This is a genomic window from Actinopolyspora mortivallis DSM 44261 (genome assembly GCF_000384035.1).
Taxonomy (GTDB): domain Bacteria; phylum Actinomycetota; class Actinomycetes; order Mycobacteriales; family Pseudonocardiaceae; genus Actinopolyspora; species Actinopolyspora mortivallis.
The window spans coordinates 1,914,870-1,932,923 of record NZ_KB913024.1 but is presented as its reverse complement, the minus strand read 5'-3'; the positions used below and the strand labels follow the sequence as shown (position 1 = coordinate 1,932,923).

Annotated in this window: 14 protein-coding genes; 6 read left to right on the top strand and 8 right to left on the bottom strand. The window is 69.8% G+C overall.

What is annotated here, in order from left to right; translation table 11 throughout:
* The first annotated feature begins 13 nt into the window (after positions 1 to 13).
* The 6 genes from ACTMO_RS0109305 (at position 14) to ACTMO_RS0109275 (ending at position 8,183) form a co-directional block, all read left to right on the top strand.
* The gene (locus ACTMO_RS0109305) at positions 14 to 559 is read left to right on the top strand and encodes an SRPBCC family protein (RefSeq protein ID WP_019854415.1); all 546 of its coding nucleotides are present in this window, start codon (positions 14 to 16) and stop codon (positions 557 to 559) included.
* Between the two features lie 24 nt (positions 560 to 583).
* Positions 584 to 2,152, top strand: a complete 1,569-nt coding sequence (locus ACTMO_RS0109300) for a class I adenylate-forming enzyme family protein (protein ID WP_019854414.1) — start codon at positions 584 to 586, stop codon at positions 2,150 to 2,152.
* 17 nt (positions 2,153 to 2,169) lie between these two features.
* Positions 2,170 to 3,369 carry an FAD-dependent monooxygenase gene (locus ACTMO_RS0109295; RefSeq protein ID WP_019854413.1) on the top strand — a complete coding sequence of 400 codons (1,200 nt, stop codon included), beginning with the start codon at positions 2,170 to 2,172 and terminating at the stop codon, positions 3,367 to 3,369.
* Positions 3,370 to 3,549: 180 nt separating this feature from the next.
* Positions 3,550 to 5,649 carry a molybdopterin oxidoreductase family protein gene (locus tag ACTMO_RS0109285; RefSeq protein WP_019854411.1) on the top strand — a complete coding sequence of 700 codons (2,100 nt, stop codon included), beginning with the start codon at positions 3,550 to 3,552 and terminating at the stop codon, positions 5,647 to 5,649.
* Positions 5,650 to 7,014 (top strand): FAD-dependent oxidoreductase, encoded by a 1,365-nt coding sequence (locus ACTMO_RS0109280; protein ID WP_019854410.1) that lies wholly within the window; start codon positions 5,650 to 5,652, stop codon positions 7,012 to 7,014.
* Positions 6,993 to 8,183, top strand: a complete 1,191-nt coding sequence (locus ACTMO_RS0109275) for an NAD(P)/FAD-dependent oxidoreductase (protein ID WP_019854409.1) — start codon at positions 6,993 to 6,995, stop codon at positions 8,181 to 8,183. The genes ACTMO_RS0109280 and ACTMO_RS0109275 overlap by 22 nt, the downstream gene beginning before the upstream one ends.
* A gap of 216 nt (positions 8,184 to 8,399) precedes the next feature.
* Here the strand turns inward: ACTMO_RS0109275 and ACTMO_RS0109270 are convergent, their stop codons facing one another.
* The 8 genes from ACTMO_RS0109270 to ACTMO_RS20845 all read right to left on the bottom strand — a co-directional run.
* The gene (locus tag ACTMO_RS0109270; protein ID WP_019854408.1) at positions 8,400 to 8,663 is read right to left on the bottom strand and encodes a helix-turn-helix domain-containing protein; all 264 of its coding nucleotides are present in this window, start codon (positions 8,661 to 8,663) and stop codon (positions 8,400 to 8,402) included.
* Positions 8,664 to 8,693: 30 nt separating this feature from the next.
* Positions 8,694 to 9,791: a transaldolase family protein gene (locus ACTMO_RS0109265; protein WP_019854407.1), complete on the bottom strand. Its 1,098-nt coding sequence runs from the start codon at positions 9,789 to 9,791 to the stop codon at positions 8,694 to 8,696.
* Between the two features lie 12 nt (positions 9,792 to 9,803).
* A complete protein-coding gene (locus ACTMO_RS0109260; protein ID WP_019854406.1) occupies positions 9,804 to 11,180 on the bottom strand; it encodes an aldehyde dehydrogenase family protein in 1,377 nt (458 codons plus the stop codon).
* The gene (locus ACTMO_RS0109255) at positions 11,180 to 12,277 is read right to left on the bottom strand and encodes a phenylacetate--CoA ligase family protein (protein WP_019854405.1); all 1,098 of its coding nucleotides are present in this window, start codon (positions 12,275 to 12,277) and stop codon (positions 11,180 to 11,182) included. The genes ACTMO_RS0109260 and ACTMO_RS0109255 overlap by 1 nt, the downstream gene beginning before the upstream one ends.
* Before the next feature lie 197 nt (positions 12,278 to 12,474).
* Complete coding sequence (locus tag ACTMO_RS20850; RefSeq protein ID WP_019854404.1) at positions 12,475 to 13,665, bottom strand: IS701 family transposase; 1,191 nt, start codon at positions 13,663 to 13,665, stop codon at positions 12,475 to 12,477.
* 428 nt (positions 13,666 to 14,093) lie between these two features.
* The gene (locus ACTMO_RS0109245; RefSeq protein WP_157062853.1) at positions 14,094 to 15,671 is read right to left on the bottom strand and encodes a carboxylesterase/lipase family protein; all 1,578 of its coding nucleotides are present in this window, start codon (positions 15,669 to 15,671) and stop codon (positions 14,094 to 14,096) included.
* A 15-nt stretch (positions 15,672 to 15,686) separates the two neighbouring features.
* Positions 15,687 to 17,078 carry an FAD-binding oxidoreductase gene (locus tag ACTMO_RS0109240; RefSeq protein WP_019854402.1) on the bottom strand — a complete coding sequence of 464 codons (1,392 nt, stop codon included), beginning with the start codon at positions 17,076 to 17,078 and terminating at the stop codon, positions 15,687 to 15,689.
* Positions 17,079 to 17,111: 33 nt separating this feature from the next.
* Positions 17,112 to 18,054, bottom strand: a 943-nt coding sequence (locus ACTMO_RS20845) for a carboxylesterase family protein (RefSeq protein WP_033401520.1), incomplete at its 5' end; no start/stop codon positions are given.

The following is an 18,054-nucleotide window of genomic DNA, read 5'->3' as shown; positions in this document are numbered from 1 at the left end:
GCAGAATTTTGGCATGACGACAAAGGAAACGAACGAGGACTTCCTGTTTCGTGTCGAGACCTCCGACTTCGTCGCCGTGGATCCGGAGGTCGCCTATGCGGTGTTCAGTGACCTGCCCCGCAGCCACCAGTGGAGTGAGGAGTGCACCGGCGGTGAGTGGGTCTCGGGCGATCCGGCCACGGTGGGGGCGGTTTTCCGTGGTCACAACTACCGTCGTGAGGACGTGGTCTCCTGGGCTCCCGTGGTCCGGGGGCGCTGGAGCACCGAGGCCGAGGTGGTCGAGGCCCGTAGTGGGCGGATGTTCGCCTGGGCCATGCGGGACAGCCTCGGACGGCGCCAGGACAGCGTCTGGGAGTTCAGCGTGGATCCCGTGGAGGGTGGTTCGGTGCTGACACACCGTTTCCGCATGGGACGTCCCACCGAAGGAATCGGCAAGATCACCTCGGAGATGGACGCCGAGGAGAGGCGGCGGTTCTTCGTGGAGTGGGGCGAGAAACTCGAGTCGGACATGGCCGCCACGGTGGCGCGCCTGAAGGACGTCATCGAAAACGGGAACTGAAAAAAGAACGTCTCGAGGTGCGACATGTTGTTACAACGCATCGGAAACCGCGGTATCGAACTCGGTACGCTTTTCGAACGGGCGGCGGCGCGGCACCCGGCCAACACGGTGGTGCTGGACCACGAGCTGGACATCTCCCCGCATCGGGGACGGAGCATGACACTGCCTGATGTGGCCGATGTGGTGGATGATTTCGCCGCGCGATTATGGGCGGCCGGGGTGCGCCCGCACGACCACGTGGTCGTCCACAAGGGCGACGGCTTCGACATCACCCTGCTGGCCTGCTCGGTGGCCCGGGTCGGGGCGGTGCCGGTTCTGCTGTCCCCCCAGCTCGACGGGGACACGGTCCTCGAACTGTTGCGGCGGGTGGGGCGTCCCTACCTGGTCACCGACGCGGCCAAGCTCGCCGAGTCGTTGCCGGAGGAGGTGTTCGCCGTGGCCGCGACCGTGTTGCTCACCTCCGGCAGTCACGAGCGGGCCACCGAGTTGCGGACGCTTTCCGGTGCTCCGCGGGTGCGGCCGGTGACCGCGGCCCCTCAGCATCCGACGCTGATCACCCACACCTCCGGCACCACCGGAACGCCGAAGCTGGCGGTGCACACCGGCCGGAGTCTGCAGGCACGGTACCGGCCACAGGCACTGGCCACGGCGTTGATGCGCCGCCGGGAGACGGTGGCGATGCACGTGTCCTTCGTGCACTCGCGTCTGTTCACCGCCTTGGCCATCTCGCTGTTGCGGGGTTTTCCCGTGGCGGTGTTGGTCGACTCCGAGCCCGAGCGGGTCGCCGAGCTGTTCTCCCGCCTGCGTCCGGGGATTCTGGAGGCTCACCCGAACTCCTACATGCGGTGGGAGTCCCTGGCCGAGGACCGGCGGGAACCGTTGGTGAACGTGAAGTTCTTCAGCAGCACCTTCGACGCGTTGCATCCACGGACGGTGCGGACGCTGTTGGGGGCCTCGCGACGGTGGTTCGCCCGGTTCGGGCAGATCTACGGGCAGAGCGAAGTGGGACCGGTGGTGTTGCGTGCCCACGGCAGGAAGCACGGTCAGGGATCCGACGGGCGGTGTGTGGGGGTGCCCGTGCCGGGGATGACCGGTGTGCGGGTGGTCAGTCGGGACGGGGCGAAACCCAGCCGCCACTCCCCCGGCTACATCGAGGTGCGCAGCGACGGCCGGATCCGTACCTACCTGGGAGAACACCAGCGTTTCACCGCCCAGACCGACGGGCCGTGGTGGCGTATGGGTGATCTCGGCTACCGCACCCGATGGGGGTGTCTGCATCTGCTGGACCGGGAGGTGGACGAGATCCCCGGTTTCGGGAGCACCCTGTCGGTGGAGGACAGTCTGTTCTCCCGACTGGACGAACTCACCGAGGTGATCGTCATCCCCTCCTCGGACGGTCCACCCACGCCGGTGGTGTGCACCAGGGACGATCGACCGTTGGACCGGCAGGCCTGGCAGAAGGCGGTGGCCGACCTGCCCCGCATGGCCGAGCCCGTGCAGTGGCGTCAGGCGGAGCTGCCGCAGACGGCGACGACCAAGATCAAACGACTCGAACTGGCACAGCTGGTCGACGCGGCCGGGTCCGGCCGGTGAGTCGGGAGGGAACCCAGATGGCCACAGTCATCATCGCCGGCGGCGGTATCGGTGGGCTCGCCGCCGCGCTGAGCGTACACCGGCAGGGTCACCGTGTGGTGGTCTGCGAGCGCAACGCGGAGTTCGCCGAGCTCGGGGCCGGTATCCAGCTGGCCCCGAACGGGATTCACGCCCTGGAGCGGCTGGGGGTGGGCCAGGGACTGGCCCACACCGCGGTGCACATCGACGAACTGCGGTTCATGGACGGAGTCACCGGCGCGCACGTGACCAGTATGCCGTTGGACGAGCGCTATCGGGCCAGGTTCGGCAACCCCTATGTGGTCGTGCACCGCGGTGAGCTGTACCGGCTGTTGGTGCGGGCCTGTCAGCGGTCGGGAGGTATCGAGCTGCGTCCTTCCTGTCCCGTGGTCGGCTACGAGCAGGACGAGCGGGGGGTCAGCGCGCTGCTGGCCGGGGGCGAGCGGGTGTCCGGGGACGCGTTGGTCGGTGCCGACGGTCTTCATTCGGCGGTGCGTGACCAGCTCGTCGGGGACGGACAGCCACGCAACTCCGGGATCACGGTCTACCGCACCATCGTTCCGATGGAGGAAGTGCCTCCGGATTTGAGGTGGCGTTCGGTGACGTGGTGGGCGGGGCCGGGATGTCACTTCGTGCACTACCCCATCGCCGGCGGCGAGTACCTTAATCTGGCCCCCAGCAGCGACAACGGCGCCCCCGAGCCGTTCTCCGGTGTTCCCACCTCCCGACAGGTGGTCCGGCGGGAGTTCGCCGCGCTCGGGGACACCGCCCAGCGGCTGCTGGAGCTGGGGCGGGATTGGAAGTCCTGGGTGCTGGTCGACCGGGATCCGGTGGACGTGTGGACCGAGGGTCGGGTCGTGTTGCTGGGCGATGCCGCTCATCCGATGCTGCACTATGCCGCCCAGGGAGCCTGCATGGCCGTGGAGGACGCCGTGGTGCTCGGTGAGTCCCTGCGGGACTGTGCGCCGGTCGAGTTCGGACGGCGTTTCGCCCGTTACAACGCGCTGCGCCGACAGCGGTGTGCTGCGGTGCAGCGGTTGGCTCGTGACAGCACCCGGTTGTGGCATCCCGCCGGGGCCGCGGCCACGGCCCGCAACGAGGCGCTGGCCGCGATGTCGGCCACGGAGCTGCATGACTACGTGGCCTGGATGCACGGGGCTCGGCAGTTCGCCGCGGCCGAACCGGAGGTGGTCGTGTGAGCGCGTGGGAGTGTGCCCGCCGTGAGGGCGGGCGTGGTGTCGTGACTGTGGGCGCGTGCTGCACCCACACGTTGGCCGGGGTTCTGGAGTGTTCGCGGCAGCGGTGCGTCCGGGAGGACGAACCGGCCGGCATCCACACTCTGGCCGGTGGGCTGGATCCGGAGGAGCCGTGGAGTGACGATGGGCACTGAGCACGGCAGCGACGTCTCTGGTGTGGACACGCACTGTCCCTACTGTGCTCTGCAGTGCGGCACCAGGATGTGGGACACCGGTGGTGGGGTCTCGGTGCGGCCGCGTGACTTTCCCGTGAACCGCGGGGGTCTGTGTCGCAAGGGGTGGACGGCGCCGGAGGTGCTGCGGGCCGGTGACCGGCTGCGGCAACCGTGGGTACGCAACACGCGGGGTGTGTTGGCCCGATCCGACTGGGACAGCGCCCTGGACCGGGTCGGGAAGGAACTGCGGCGCATCATGGCCGCTCACGGACCGGACGCCGTCGGCGTGTTCGGCGGAGGAGGCCTGACCAACGAGAAAGCCTATCTGCTCGGCAAGTTCGCCCGGCTGGCTCTGGGAACACGACAGATCGACTACAACGGCCGCTTCTGCATGGCCGCCGCCGCCACGGCGGGCAAGGCCGCCTTCGGACTGGACCGGGGACTACCGTTTCCGGTCACCGACCTGGCCCAAGCCGAAGTGATTCTACTGGCCGGAGCCAACCCAGCCGAAACAATGCCCCCACTGATGCGGCACCTCGAGGATCCCGAGCTGATCGTGATCGACCCGCGTCGCACGGCCACCGCGCGGCGGGCCCGGCTGCACCTGCAGCCGGTTCCCGGCACCGATCTGACCCTGGCGTTGGGGATGCTGCACGTGGTGGTCACCGAGGGGTGGCTTGAGGAGCGTTACGTGCGGGAACGCACGGTCGGTTTCCGGCAGGTGTACCGCAGCGTGGTGCACTGGCCGCCGGAACGGGTCGAACGGGTCACGGGGGTGTCCGCGGCGGAGCAGCGGGAGGCCGTGGGGCTGTTGGCCCGGGCCGAGCGGTCCTATGTGCTGACCGGTCGGGGGGCCGAGCAGCACAGTGGGGGTACCGACACGGTGGCGGCCTTCATCGATCTGGCGCTGGCGTTGGGACTGCCCGGCACACCGGGCAACGGGTACGGATGCCTGACCGGGCAGGGCAACGGCCAGGGCGGCCGGGAACACGGGCAGAAAGCCGACCAGCTTCCGGGCTACCGCTCCATCACCGACCCGCACGCCCGCGCCGAGGTGGCCAAGGTATGGGGAATCGCCCCAGAGGAACTGCCCGGGCCCGGAAGCAGTGCCTACGAGCTGCTGGACGGGCTGGGAACCAGCGGGGGCGCGCGGGCGTTGCTGGTGTTCGGATCGAATCCGGTGGTGTCCGCGCCGCGTTCGGCGCATGTCGAGCGGCGGCTGGAGGCGTTGGACCTGCTGGTGGTGGCCGATTTCGTGCCCTCGGAGACGGCGGAGATGGCCGATGTCGTGCTTCCGGTGACCCAGTGGGCCGAGGAGGAGGGCACCATGACCAACCTGGAGGGCAGGGTGCTTCGACGACGCGAGGTGCTGCCCCCTCCGGGAGAGGCCAGGTCGGATCTGGAGGTGCTGCACGGACTGGCCGTACGACTCGGCCAGGACCCGGCACGTTTCCCGACCCACGCCCCGAGCGTCTTCGACGAGCTGGCCCGGGCCTCGGCCGGGGGCCCCGCCGACTACTCCGGCATCACCTACCAGCGGCTCGACGCCGGTGAGCAGTTGCACTGGCCGTGTCCGGAGACCGACCGGTCTCCGCATCCGGGCACGCGGAGGCTGTTTCTGGACGCTTTCGCCCACGAGGACGGCAAGGCGCGTTTCGTCGTGGTCGAACCCCGTGGGCCGGGTGAGACCGCCGAGTCGGCGGAGATGCTGTGGGCCACCACCGGGCGGGAGGCGGCGCACTACCAGTCGGGGGCGCAGACCCGTCGGGTGGACGAACTCGTCGAGACCTCTCCCGAGGGGACGGTGAGTGTGCATCCGGACACCGCACGGCGTCATGGGCTGGTCGAGGGCGGCAGGGCTCGGGTTTCCTCGGCGCGCGGCAGTGTGTCCCTGCGGGTGCGGCTGGACTCCGGGATGCGTCCGGACACCGTTTTTCTGCCGTTTCACCATGCCGGCGCCGCCCGGGCGAACCTGATCACCAATCCGGTGTTGGATCCGCGCAGTCGGATGCCCGAGTTCAAGGTGGCCGCGGTGTGGGTCGAGCCCCTCGTCGAGGAGGCTGGGTAGATGCGTGTGCTCGTGGTGGGCAACGGCCCGGTCGCCCACCGGTTCGTCGGGGCGCTGTCCGCGCGCGGCCACACCGACATCACGGTGTTGGGGTCCTCCCGGGGACGCAACCGCGCACTCGTTCCGGAGGTGCTGGCGGGGAAGCTGTCCTGGTCGGACACGGTGTTGCCTCCCTGGCCCGAGGGGGTGCGGGTCCGTGCCGGGGTGTCGGTGGTCGAGGTGGACCGGCGACGTCGCCTGGTGCGGACCGACTGTGGGCGGGTGCACCGTTACGACGTGCTGGTGCTGGCCACCGGGATGCGGCACGACCTCACGACGGTGGGGGGAGGTGTCCCCTCTGCCCTGCTCGCCGGATTCGCCGGTGGGCAGCGGGAACGGTCCGTGCCGGCGGTGGTGCTGGGGGGTGGAGTCGACGGGGTTCGGGCGGCTGTGGCGCTGTGCTCCTCCGGGCGGAGGGTGAACCTGGTGTACCGGCAGCACCTGCCGATGGCGGGCCGGATCGGTGACGGCGGGGGGCGGCATCTGGAGTCGGTGCTGCGGGAGCGTGGTGTCGAGCTGTGGCCCCACCGTGAGGCCGTCGGTGGGGACGGGCGGACGGTGGTGTTGGACGACGGCGAACGGATCGACGGTGTCGGGTTGTCGTGCGCACCCCCGGTGCCGAACACGGCGCTGGCCCGGGCCGCCGGGCTGCGGGTGGGAACCGGTGTGGTGGTCGACGATCGGCTGCGCACCAGCGACCCGTGTGTGTACGCGATCGGTGGCTGTGCCGAGCATGTCGGGTGTGCCGTCGGGGATCCCGTGGCCGGTCGGCGGCAGGCTGCCACGTTGGCCGCGTGGCTGTCCGGTTCCGAGCGGAGTTATCGGGGCACGCCGCGGGTGAGTCGGATCAGCACCGGCGGGGTCGACCTCACCGTGCTGGGCCCGGACGCGGAGGGGGTCTCCGGGGAGGTGGAGACGGTGTTCTACCGCGACGCCGCGCGGGGGCGCTACGCGGAGCTGGTGCTGCGTGACGAGCGTCTGGTGCGGGCCACCATGCTGGGGCTGCCCCGCGGAAGTGCCGCGGTGACTCAGCTGTTCGACGGGGACAGGCCGGTTCCCCGGGAGAGGTTGGCGCTGCTGCTGGGGGTGCCGGCGCGTGGGGACGGGGCGGTGGATGCGCACGGCGACAACGTGGTGTGTGACTGCAACGGGGTCACCGAAGGCCAGTTGGAACTGGCGTGGTTGGAGGGAGCCCGGGATGTGACCGCTCTGGCCAGCAGGACCCGCGCCGGCACGGGGTGTGGGGGGTGTGCCGACGAGGTCCGGCGGCTGTGTGCCCTGTTCACCGCTCCGGAGGAGTCAGTATGGTCCGTGAACTCGTCGTGATCGGCTACGGCATGGTCGGCCATCATCTGGTGTCGACGCTGCGTGCGCGGGATGACGGTGACACCTGGAGGGTCACCGTGCTCGGTGAGGAGCCCTGCCACGCCTACGACCGGGTGGGTCTGTCCGAGTATCTGCGGGGGCGTGATGCCAGCCGGTTGGCCTTGGGGGACGGTTTCGTCACCGACCCGATGGTGCGAACCAGGACGGGCACCGCGGCGGTCGCGGTCGACCGGAGTGCTCGCACGGTGACAACCGCTTCGGGAGAGACGCTGGGTTATGACGCCTTGGTGCTGGCCACCGGCTCCCGGCCGGTGGTTCCTCCGGTGGAGGGGATGGATCTTCCCGGGTGTTTCACCTACCGCACGATCGAGGATCTGGAACGTATCCACGCCGCCGCGAGGGCGGGAGCCCGATCCGGGGTGGTCGTCGGTGGGGGTCTGCTCGGTTTGGAGGCGGCCAACGCGTTGCGTGTGCTGGGGATGCGTACCCATGTGGTCGAGGTGGCCGAGCATCTGATGCCGGTGCAGGTCGACAGCGGCGGCGGTGGGCTGCTGAACCGGCTCGTCGGGGAGTTGGGAGTGCGGGTGCACTGCGGCGACGCCGTCCGCACGGTCGACGGGCACGAGCGGGTCTCGGCGGTGTCCCTGCGGGACGGGACGGTGGTGGGTACCGACATGGTGGTGCTCGCCGCGGGCATCCGCCCCCGGGGTGAGCTGGCCACGGCGGCGGGACTGGAGGTGGACGACGGCGGCGGGGTGCTGGTGGACGATCACTGCCGCACCGGCGACCGGCGTGTCTGGGCGGTCGGTGAGTGCGCCTCCGTGGAGGGACGACGGTACGGGCTGCTCGCCCCGGGACGTGCCATGGCCGAGTTGGTCGTCGACCAGCTTCTGCGGCGTCCGTTCGTTGCGTTCACGGGAGCCGACACGGCCACCAAACTCAAACTTCTCGGGGTTGACGTGGCCAGTTTCGGCGACAGCCACGCCGAGTCGGACGGGGCGGTCGAGCTGGCCCGGGACACCGGGGACACCTATGCCAAGCTGGTGCTCGACTCCGAGGCCGAGAGGGTGCTCGGTGGTGTGTTCGTCGGGGACACCGCGCCCTACGGGAGGCTGCGTGCGCTGCTCGGCCGTGAACTGCCTTCCTCGCCCGAGCACTTGTTGCGGTGACCGCTCGCCTCCCCTGCCGGTGTCGGCACGTGCCGCGCGAGCATGGCGGGGGAAGCCCCACCGTAGTGAGTCCGGGGCTTCCTCACGGCGTGGGGGCCGCCCGGAGGGTGGCAGTTGAAGGAGAAGCAACGCGGCTGTCCCTTCCGAGCCGGTCGGCCTCGCCGCACGTCTGCCCCGCCCGGTGGGTGGCCCGCCGGGGTGCCTCGGGGGCAACGGTCACGGCAGCCCGATGCGCTGCGACAGCAGCGCGAACTGGATCTCTCTGGCCGGGGCGGGGTCTCGCCAGGTGGGGCCGAGCAGTTCGTCGATCCGGTCCAGCCTGCGCGCCAGCGTGGTGGGATGCACCCCCAGGGTTCGTGCCGTGTGCTCCGGGTCCCGGTGGCAGGTGAGGAAGGTTTCCAGCGTCCGGGTCAGTTCGGCCCAGCGCAGCTGATCGTACTCGAGCACCGGCCCGATGACGTCCTCGACGAGATGGTCCATGGTCGTTTCCGCCTTTTCCGCCGTCCCGGTTCAGTCGCTCAGCACACGGCCGATGTTCTCACGCAGCCGGCGCCACCGCCGCCGGTCCTGCGTGGACAGTTCCGCGGTGACGGCCTCGGCGACCGTGGAGTGTTCCACTCCGGTCTCTTCCAGGGTCTCCAGCAGGTGTTCGGCCTCGCGGTGGGTGTTGGTCACCGTGTCCCCCCGCGGGTGGCCGTGGTGGGTCAGCGCTTCGAGGGTGTGTCGGGACAGGGTGCTGATGGCTCCCCACACGACCAGCTCCTCGACGTAGTGGGTCCGGGATCTCGGAGGTGACGGTGCGGGCCCGGGTGGGGGCCCCAGGCCGGTCCAGCGGATCCGGGGTGCTCGGGCGCCGTCGTGGACGAGCAGACGCCACCTGTTCTCGGTGAGGCGTTCCTCGTAGCGGCGGAACACCAGACGGGCCCCGGCCAGGGCCGCCGTGTCGCACGGCACCGGTGGGGTTCGTGGGCAGGCGCTGCGCAGGCCGGTGACCATTGGGGTGATCGGAACCGAGATGACCGCCAGGATCGCCGAGAGGTCCCGTCCGGCGTGCCGGGCGCGTTCCAAGCCCGTGAAGTGGGCCTGTGCCACGGCGTCGTAGCGTTCCACGGTCAGCACCGGGCCGAAGTCCACACCGATGCCGCGGGAGAGCAGCTCCACCGAGGCGTGCAGTCCCGCCTCGGTGCTCGGCACTCCGATCAGGAGGTTCGGCCGGTTCACCGAGTCCCACAGGGCGAGGGCCGTGTCGAGTGTGTCCACGGTCAGGTCGGGGTCCGGATGCAGGGTGACCCATCCGTCCCGTCCCTCGGTGTGTTCGTGCACGGGGGCCAGCAGGGCCGTGGCCGTGCGGGCGTCGGCGGCGAACAGCTCCCGGACCCCCTCACCGGCTGGGGCCGCACGGTGTCGCAGTTCGTACAGCCGGCCGTTGTGGAAACCGGCCTCCACGGCCCCGGCCAGCGCGCCGGGGCCGTGGGCCACACCGGTGATCTCGCCGGTGCGGACGCGGTTTCGTAGAGATCCGTCGATCAGATCGTGACGCCCGAATCCGGCCAGCCAGCGGGACACTCCTTCGTTGGCCAGCTGGAGCAGGGGCTGTGATCCACGCACGACGTCTCCTCTTCACGCGCGGGCGACTGCCTTCGTCCGCATCAGGAACTCCCCGAGGTAACTGTCGTGGGGAATGCCCGGGCGGATCCAGTGTGTGGGGTAGTCGCCGAGATAGACATTGCTCACAGTGGGCTCGGCGACCAGCTCGTCGACGAGCTGGTCGTCCCCGGTGATCGCGGTCAGCACCAGGCTCTCGCGCAGCGGGGCCGTGCCGTCCTGGCGGTTCCAGGGGGCCACCCACACGCAGGGGAAGGGCAGTTCGATGCCCGCCTGCGGGGCGTCGGCACGGTCGAGCTGGTGCACGGCCGGGCGTAGCACGGCGGTGCCGTCGTCGAGATGTTCGACGATCCCCTCACCGCCGAGCCAGGCCGTGCTTTCCCGTGCCTGGGCAGCCAGGTACTCCTGCATGGCCTGGGCGGTGGAGGGTGGGTGGGCCGACAGGATCGCCCTCTCGTCGTCGACGGGCAGACTCGGTATCGCCGCGAGCCGTTCGGCGAGAGCTTCGGCCAGGGGGGCCGGATCGCCCTCGACGAGCACGGCGGTGGCGTTGATGCAGGCCACCCCTCCCTGGTCGCTGATGGAGTCGACGATGGTGTCCAGGTGCTGCCGCCAGTCCGAGTCCGCGGTGACCAGGATCTTGGAGCGTCCCGGGCCCTGCGGCAGGATCGTGGTGTCCCCGCCGTACTTGCGGACCACGTCGTCTCCTCCGTAGACCATGCCCAGGTCGGCTCTGCGCAGGATCTCGTCGGCGGCGTCGTACTCGGTGGGCAGCAGCACGACCTGGTCGTTGCCGAAGCCGGCGGCCCGCAGCGCGGTCACCAGCCGGTGTGGGGTGAACGGTTCCCGCCGTGAAGGGCGGATCGCGACGCGGTAGCCCAGGGCCAGCGCCTCCAGCCACAGTGAGTGGGGGCCGGGGTGGTTGCCCGCGGCGTGTACGGCGAACACGTCGCCCCGGCGGGTCCAGATCGCCCGCCCACCGCGTGTGCGGGAGTCACGCCAGCTGCCGACCGCCCCCTGTGGGCGGGCCAGCGGGGCGGTGTCGGCCACGGAGGCGGCGGACTCCGCGATGGCGGCGGTGGCCTGCCGCACCACCGAGATCGGCACGCCCGAGGTGCGGGTGACGGTGTGTTCGTACTCGGAGAAGGACAGCCCTGCGATGGTCTCGTTGACGAAGATCTCCCCGGCTTTGGCCAGCGCCGCCAGACGTTCCTGTTCGGGCAGGCTGGTTGCCTTGTGCAGCGCGGCCATGGCACGGCTCACGTACACCTTGGGGACGATGCTGAGCTCGGCCGCGGTGCCGCCGGTGAGGTAGTCGACCCGGAGACGCTGTTTGGTGCGGTACTCCCCCGCGGGGCCGAGCGCGTCCAGGGTGATCGGTTCGGTGGGCATCAGTAGACTCCCTCGATGACGCCTTCGTTGTCGAACTGCTGCACCGGGGCGATGTCGGCGACCGAGTCGCTGTCGGTGCCCCGGGGCGGTTCGATCCGGGTGGCGAGGTCGCGTTCCAGGATGTTCGGCAGCAGCAGACTCTTGCTGACGTGACTCATCACCACCTGACCGCGTTCCCCGTAGCCCACCGGCTTGCCGGTGTCGGGGTCGATCACGCGGAAGCTCATGTACGGCGCGAAGGGGTCGTACACGCAGGGGTCCTCGTCGGACAGGCCGGGGCGTTCGCTGGCGTTGCCGAGGATCATGGTGCTGCCGAAGCCGCTGTAGAGGATCGTCCGCGGGAAGATCTCGGTGCGGTAGAGGTGTCGGGTGTCGGGATCCATCTGGGTTCCGGCCCAGTTGATGGCCCGGACCTTGTGGTTGACCAGGTCGACGAGCTCGTCGTCACGGGCCAGGCGTTCCAGCATGGGTGGGGTGATCATCAGTACCCCGATGTCCTGGGTGCGCAGGGCGTGTCTGACCTGGTCGACGATGTGTTCGGCGTAGGCGTCGGCCTCGGCGGCCCTGCCGTCGCCGATTAGCCTTTTGACCCAGCGGGAGTCGAGGTCGAGGGTGAAGGTGTGCCCACCGCGGTAGGCGGTCTGGTGTTTGATGACGTCGCCGATCATGTGGGGGCCGGTGGGGGTGACGCACAGCCAGTTCAGCCCGTGGGGTACCCCGTGGGCGTCGAGCTGGGCGCTGCTCCAGCCCAGCAGCCGGTCCAACCAGTCCCGTAGCAGCACGATCCTCTTCGGGGCCCCGGTGGTGCCGCCGCTCTCGTACACTCCGACGACGTCGGGGCGGTTGCCGTATCCGCGTGGGATCAGTTCTTCCACCCGCACGTCCCGCAGTTCCGAGGAGACGTCGGGAAACTTCGTCAGGTCCTCGGTGTCGCGTATTTCCGTGATCGGGTCGAAGTCGAGTTCGTCGAGTTTGCGTAACCAGAACGCAGACCCCGTCTCCGGGGAGAAGTGCCAGCGCATCGCGGCGGACAGGAACTCACCCGAGTCGGGAACGGTGTCGAAGGGAAGGTCCAGAACGGGCGGAGAAAGCGACATGGTTGTCCTCCGTGTGGCGTGACGGAAAATCTTTTTCGGGAAAGTCGACGAGATTGTTGTGGTCGTGGGGAGGCGGGACAGGATTCGATCGTTTCTTCCCAGTGGGGTGGGGGTCAATTTCGCGGAAAGGAATCTGTCACCACGGGGATGTGGAATTGTTGCCGCTCCCGCTGGGCGATTTTGTTCTTGTGTGGTGGTCAGTGGTGTGCGACGTCGCGTTCGGCCAGTTCCACGGCGGTGTGGGCCGCCGAGACCAGGGTGGCGTGTCGGTGCCATCCCGCGAACGAGCGCCCGACGAAGTCCCGGATGCCCATGTGTTCGATCCGGCGTACACCGTGCCGGGCCACCGCTTGGTCGAGACGGGACAGTCGCAGCAGCGCCGTCGGGTGGGCGGTGGTCATGTCGGTCAGCCACAGCTGTTCGGGCCAGTGCGCCCCGTTGCGGCCGAGTCCGAACAGCACGAACTCCCCGCCCGGTCGACCGCGCCGTGCCGAACCGGCCGGCTTCGGCAGTCGGACCCGTACCGTCGTGGCGAGTTCGACGGTCTCCGAGGTGTTCGGGCGCACGGGGGTGACCCGAGTGCGCTGGTTGCGGACCGACTGCAGGATCCGTGCCGCGTGGACCGGCTCCTCACTCCAGCCGGGCAGGGCGGGGTCGGCCGGGACGAGGCGGGTGTCCTCGTTGATGCGGGACATCTGGGGAACCCTGTCCCGGTGCAGCTTGCCGACGAGTTCGCCGGTGTCCATCCGGCGGGCGTCGACCACGAGGGGGCGTCCGGGCACGTGGTGCCGGGCCGGGGTGTCCCGGTAGGCCCGGACCACCGAGTCGGCCAGGGATCCGGCGACCGTGTCCGGGGGGATCGAGGCGCGGTTCCTCTTCGTGCTGTCCTCGATCCAGGAGCCCGGCAGATGCAGTCGCCAGTTCACCGGCGTGGCCGTGTCGGTGGCGACTCCCCAGATGCCGACGGCCTGCTGGGCGTTGAGTGCCTGACCGCGTTCGGAGCAGAACAGCCTGGTGACTCCGACGGAGTGTTCCCCGGACTTGGGGATGATCATGGTGCGTGCCACCCAGGCCCTGGGGGGCGAGTGGCTGGCGAGGTAGCGCCCGAGCGTGTCCCACATGGGGGTCCAGTCCCAGGTGGAGTCGTTGACGAAGTGGTGCAGGCTTTGTTCGTTGACCTCCTCCCCCAGGAAGGCCGAAATGTTGCGGACCGACTTCTTGCCGGGAGTCCGCAGCAGCCCTGTCAGATACTGTTCGCCCTTGCGCCGTTGGTCCGCTCTGGGCAGGCACGCGAACAGTGTCGCGCACAGCTCCGCGAGTGTTCTGCGCACGCATAACCTGTCGGCCACGGCGTACTCGGTCGTTCTTGTCTGATCCAGTTGAGGCATCGGTGCTCCCGTCCTTCGTGAGAGGTCCGGGCCGGAGAGCGTGGGAGGAAAGGTCCGCCCCCAGCGCCGGTTCGCCGTCCCAGAGCTGTTCCCCCCAAGTGCTGGCGCCTCGACGTACGTCCCCCTTCGATGCGGAGTCGAGGGTTCGACACACAAACAATAAAACCAACTGAGCGGTTTTGACAATCCGGGGTTGGCGGACGTCCCCTCCGGATGGACAAAGCTTCACGTCTGCTGGGAACACCCTGCTGGAGAATGAGCTCGTGCGCGGCGGAAACACTCTCCCGCCTTGTCGACGGTGGAGGATGGTTGCCGGTGCCGGTGGGCTACTCCACCCAAAAACAAGACCGTATGGTCTTTAAATCTGGGGTGTGGGAGGCACGAAAAGGGCCCGCGCCACGGCGCGGGCCCGAACCGGACGGCGGCGGTCACGGACGCGGCGGTCCCCACCCGATCCGGTCCCAGAACCGCAGCACCTCGTACTTGGGCACCGCGGTGACCCGGGCCGGATCATCCCCCCCGAGCAGCATCGTGCTCTCCCGGTGCGGGGAGAACCCCGGCCAGCGCGGAGCGAGAGAGCTGCTGGGCACGTCCCGGTGGGCGAACGAGGACACCAGGTCCACGAAGATGTCGGAGACCAGCCGCTGGCGTGGTCCGTCACCGAAGACCTCCGCGTTCCCCGCCACGGCGCACGTGCCGAACAGGAAGGGAGCCGTGGCCTCGTGCGGAGTGCCGAAGTGGGGCGCACGGGCGGGAAAGGCGAAGTCCATGTGGTAGACGGCGGAGTCGTTCTCCGCGGCCGCCCGTTCGGCCAGCCGGACGATCTGGTGGCGCAGCAGGCTGTCCCCGTAGATCTCGGTGTACAGGCTCAGCGGGTCGGTGGGCTCGCCCCGCCGGCGGGCGGCGGCGCGGTAGTGCTCGACGACGTCGTCCACCAGATCCCGCCCGACCCCGTCGGAGGCCAGCCGCAGCAGCGAACCGACCATCCCCGCGAGCTCGTGGTCGTCCTGTGGGGACGGTGCGGTGAACCGGGTGAAGAACGAGCCCTCGGTGTGGGTGTTGATCGCCATGATCGGCACGTCCGGCACGGGATCACTGGCGTCGAAACCGAACACCGTGTGCCCGTCCACGACCGGGCCCCGGTAGATACGACCACTGCCCACTACCCGACGCTCCGGAGGCCCCTCGAAACAGCCCTCCCAGGCGCGGGAGACCTCCTCGGCGGGCAGGTCACGCAGCCCCGCCACCGTGACCCCCAGCTGTGCGGCCACCTCCTCGAAGGCGGTGCGGGAGTCCTCGGGCTCCAGAGTGTAGGGCGGCGACCATATGTGCCCGGCGCTGATGGGGATGATGCGGCGGATGGTGGGGCGTAGGTGGGGTAATCGGGCCAGTTGCCAGGCGCTGGAGCCGCCGGCGGAGGTGCCGCAGACGGTGATGTTGTCCGGGTCGCCGCCGAAGGCGGCGATGTTGTCGCGGACCCACTCGATCAGGGCGGCCTGGTCCTGCAGTCCCCAGTTGGAGCAGCCGCCGGTGGAGTCGGCCAGCTGCTCGTGCAGACCGAACCCGAAAGGGCCCAGCCGGTAGTTGAACGTCACCACCACCATCTGACCCCGCACCGCCAACCGAGCACCGTCGTAGGTGGGATCGGTGGCGGTGTTCAACCGCCACTCCCCGCCGTGGATGTAGACGAACACCGGACGCCGCCCCCCCAACCCCGGCGTCCACACGTTGGCGTACAACGCGTCCTCGGAGCCGGGCATGATCGGCTGGACGAACGGGGGGCCGAACTCGGTGGCCCGCCGGGTTCCGGACCAGGGCTCGGGGGGCCGGGGGGCGGCGAAGCGCAGCGGCCCCACCGGGGGGCTCGCGTAGGGCACGCCCCGGAAGACCAGGGCGCCCTGCTCACTGTCGCCCCGCAGTCGTCCCTGCCGCACTCTGGTCACGACGTTCTCGTCGGGGGCCGTGGGGGAGTCGACGGCCCCCGCTCCGGAGGTTTCCACTGCCATGGTCCGAAGGTCCTTTCACGCCGCCCGCGCCTCGGACGGGGGGATGTTGTGGTTGAAACGGAACAGGTTGTCCGGGTCGTAGGAGCGTTTCAACGCGGTCAGACGCTCGTGGGTGTCCGGCTCGTAGGCGGAGCGGACGAGGTCGGGATCGTTCTCCCTGGCACTGATGAAGCTGAGAAACGGCCCGCCGACCCGCCAGGGCTCCACCGCCTCGATCAGACGCTGTTGGTGTCGGGCGATTTCGGCCCGCTGGTGCGGTGCCACCGGCACACCGGAGAACACCGTGTAGGCGGCCTCGCGGTAGGGCACCGCGTTGGGATGGGCGGGCGGACGCCGCAGGGCACCACCGAGGTGACGCAGTTCCACCGCCGGAAGAGGACAGTCACCGTCCGGTCCCACCAGCTCGAGCACGGCCGACAGGGCGGCGTCGTCGAGTTCGGCCAGTCGTGCCGAACGTTCGTAGTACACTCCGGGTTCGGTGGGGTCCATGTGGATCTCGCCCACCCGGCTGTAGGGCATCTCGGTGACCGTGTCCAGCAGGGCGGGCGCGATCCCCCGCAACGGCCGCACCAGTCGTTCCCCCTCCGCGGCGGGCCCGTTGTAGGCGATGCGCAGATGCACCGCGAACCGACCGCGTACCGGTTCCGGGACGGTGGCCTGTTGGGGGAAGCGCACCAGGGCGATGCCGGAATGCATCTCGTCCGGGACCGTGTGGGTCCAGTCGCGCCACCTCCGTAACGCCGCCTCCGCCGACTCTCCGGGAAGGAACAGACCTCCCCCGTAGACGCGGGAGACCCCGAACAGTTCCAACTCCATCGAGGTGACCACACCGAAGTTGCCCTTTCCGCCGCGCATCCCCCAGAACAGCTCCGGGTTCCGTTGCGGGTCGGCACGACGCCACGTGCCGTCGGCGGTGACCAGTTCGATACCGCGTACCCGGTCGGCGGCGTAGCCGTAGGAACGGCCGAGGGGCCCGTGACCGCCTCCGAGGACGTAGCCGACCGTTCCCACCGAGGGCGAGGCCCCGTTGAGCCCGGTGAGCCCGAAGGGAGCGGTCCGGCGCAGCAGCTCCCCCCACCGGACTCCGGCTTCGACCCGGGCGGTGCGGCCGGCGGGGTCGACGTGGACGCCTTTCATCGCCGCGGTACTGATCAGCACTCCCCCGTCGCTGGGAACGGCGACGCCGTGGCCGGTGGACTGCACCGCGACCGGCAGGTTCCGTTCGGCGGCGTGACGTACCGTGGTGAGCACGTCGGCGGAGTCCGCCGCCGCCACCACGGCCGAGGGACGTTGCTCGAAGATCCTGTTGAACCCGGCCAGCTCGTGCTCGTATCCCTCCTCGCCCGGCAGCAGCACCGTGCCGGACAGCGCCGGTTGCAGGTCGTCTCGCAGCGACGGGACGCTCACGGGTTCCTCCCCTCGTTTCGGTGTTCGTGGTGGTCACGGTCGTGGCACCCATTCCGCCCGGTCCCAGACGCGCAGCTGGTCGTACTTGGGGACCTCGGTGACCCGGGGGCCGCCGCGGCCGCCCAGCACCAGCGTGCTGGCTCGGTCGGGGGTGAACTCGGGCCACCGCGGGCAGTGCGCGCTGTGTGGGGGTTCGCCGTGGGCGAAGGAGGAGACCAGGTCCATGAACTCGGCCGCCACCTGCTGTTCCAGCGGCCCGTCACCGAAGGAACGTCGGTGCAGGTCGGTGCCGTGGGTGCCGAAGAGGAACGGTGAGGTCGCTTCGTGCGGGCTGCCGAAGGCGGGCGGGCTCACGGTGTAGTCGAAGTGCATCAGGTACTGCGGGGCGGTGCTCTCCCGCGCGGCGCGTTCGGCCAGCCGGACGATCTGGTACCGGAACACGCCGTCCCCGTAGATCTCGGTGTACAGGCTCACCGGGTCGGTGGGCCCGCCCCGCCGGCGGGCGGCGGCGCGGTAGTGCTCGACGAGCTCCTCCGGCAGGGAGTCCGGCACGCGGTCGGTGCCCTTGAGCAGGTAGTCAGCGACCATGCCGCGCAGTTCCCGCTCGTCGGTGGGATGGGGAAGGGTCTCCACGGTGTAGAAGGAACCTTCCGTGTCGGTGTTGATGGCCATGGTGGGCACGTCCGGCACGGGGCTGCGGTGGTCGTAGTCGGGCATCCACCTTCCGTCCACGACGGGGCCGCGGAACCAGCGGCCCGAACGCACCGGGTGTTCGGCGGGGATGCCGGCGAAGAACTCCCGCCAGGCGGACAGTATGGCCTCGGCGGGCAGGTCACGCAGCGCGGAGACGTGGCTGCCGAGTCGTTCGGCGACCGCTTCGAAGGCGGTGCGGGAGTCCTCGGGCTCCAGGGTGTAGGCGGGTGGCCACACGTGGGCGGCGCTGATGGGGATGATGCGGCGGATGGTGGGGCGTAGG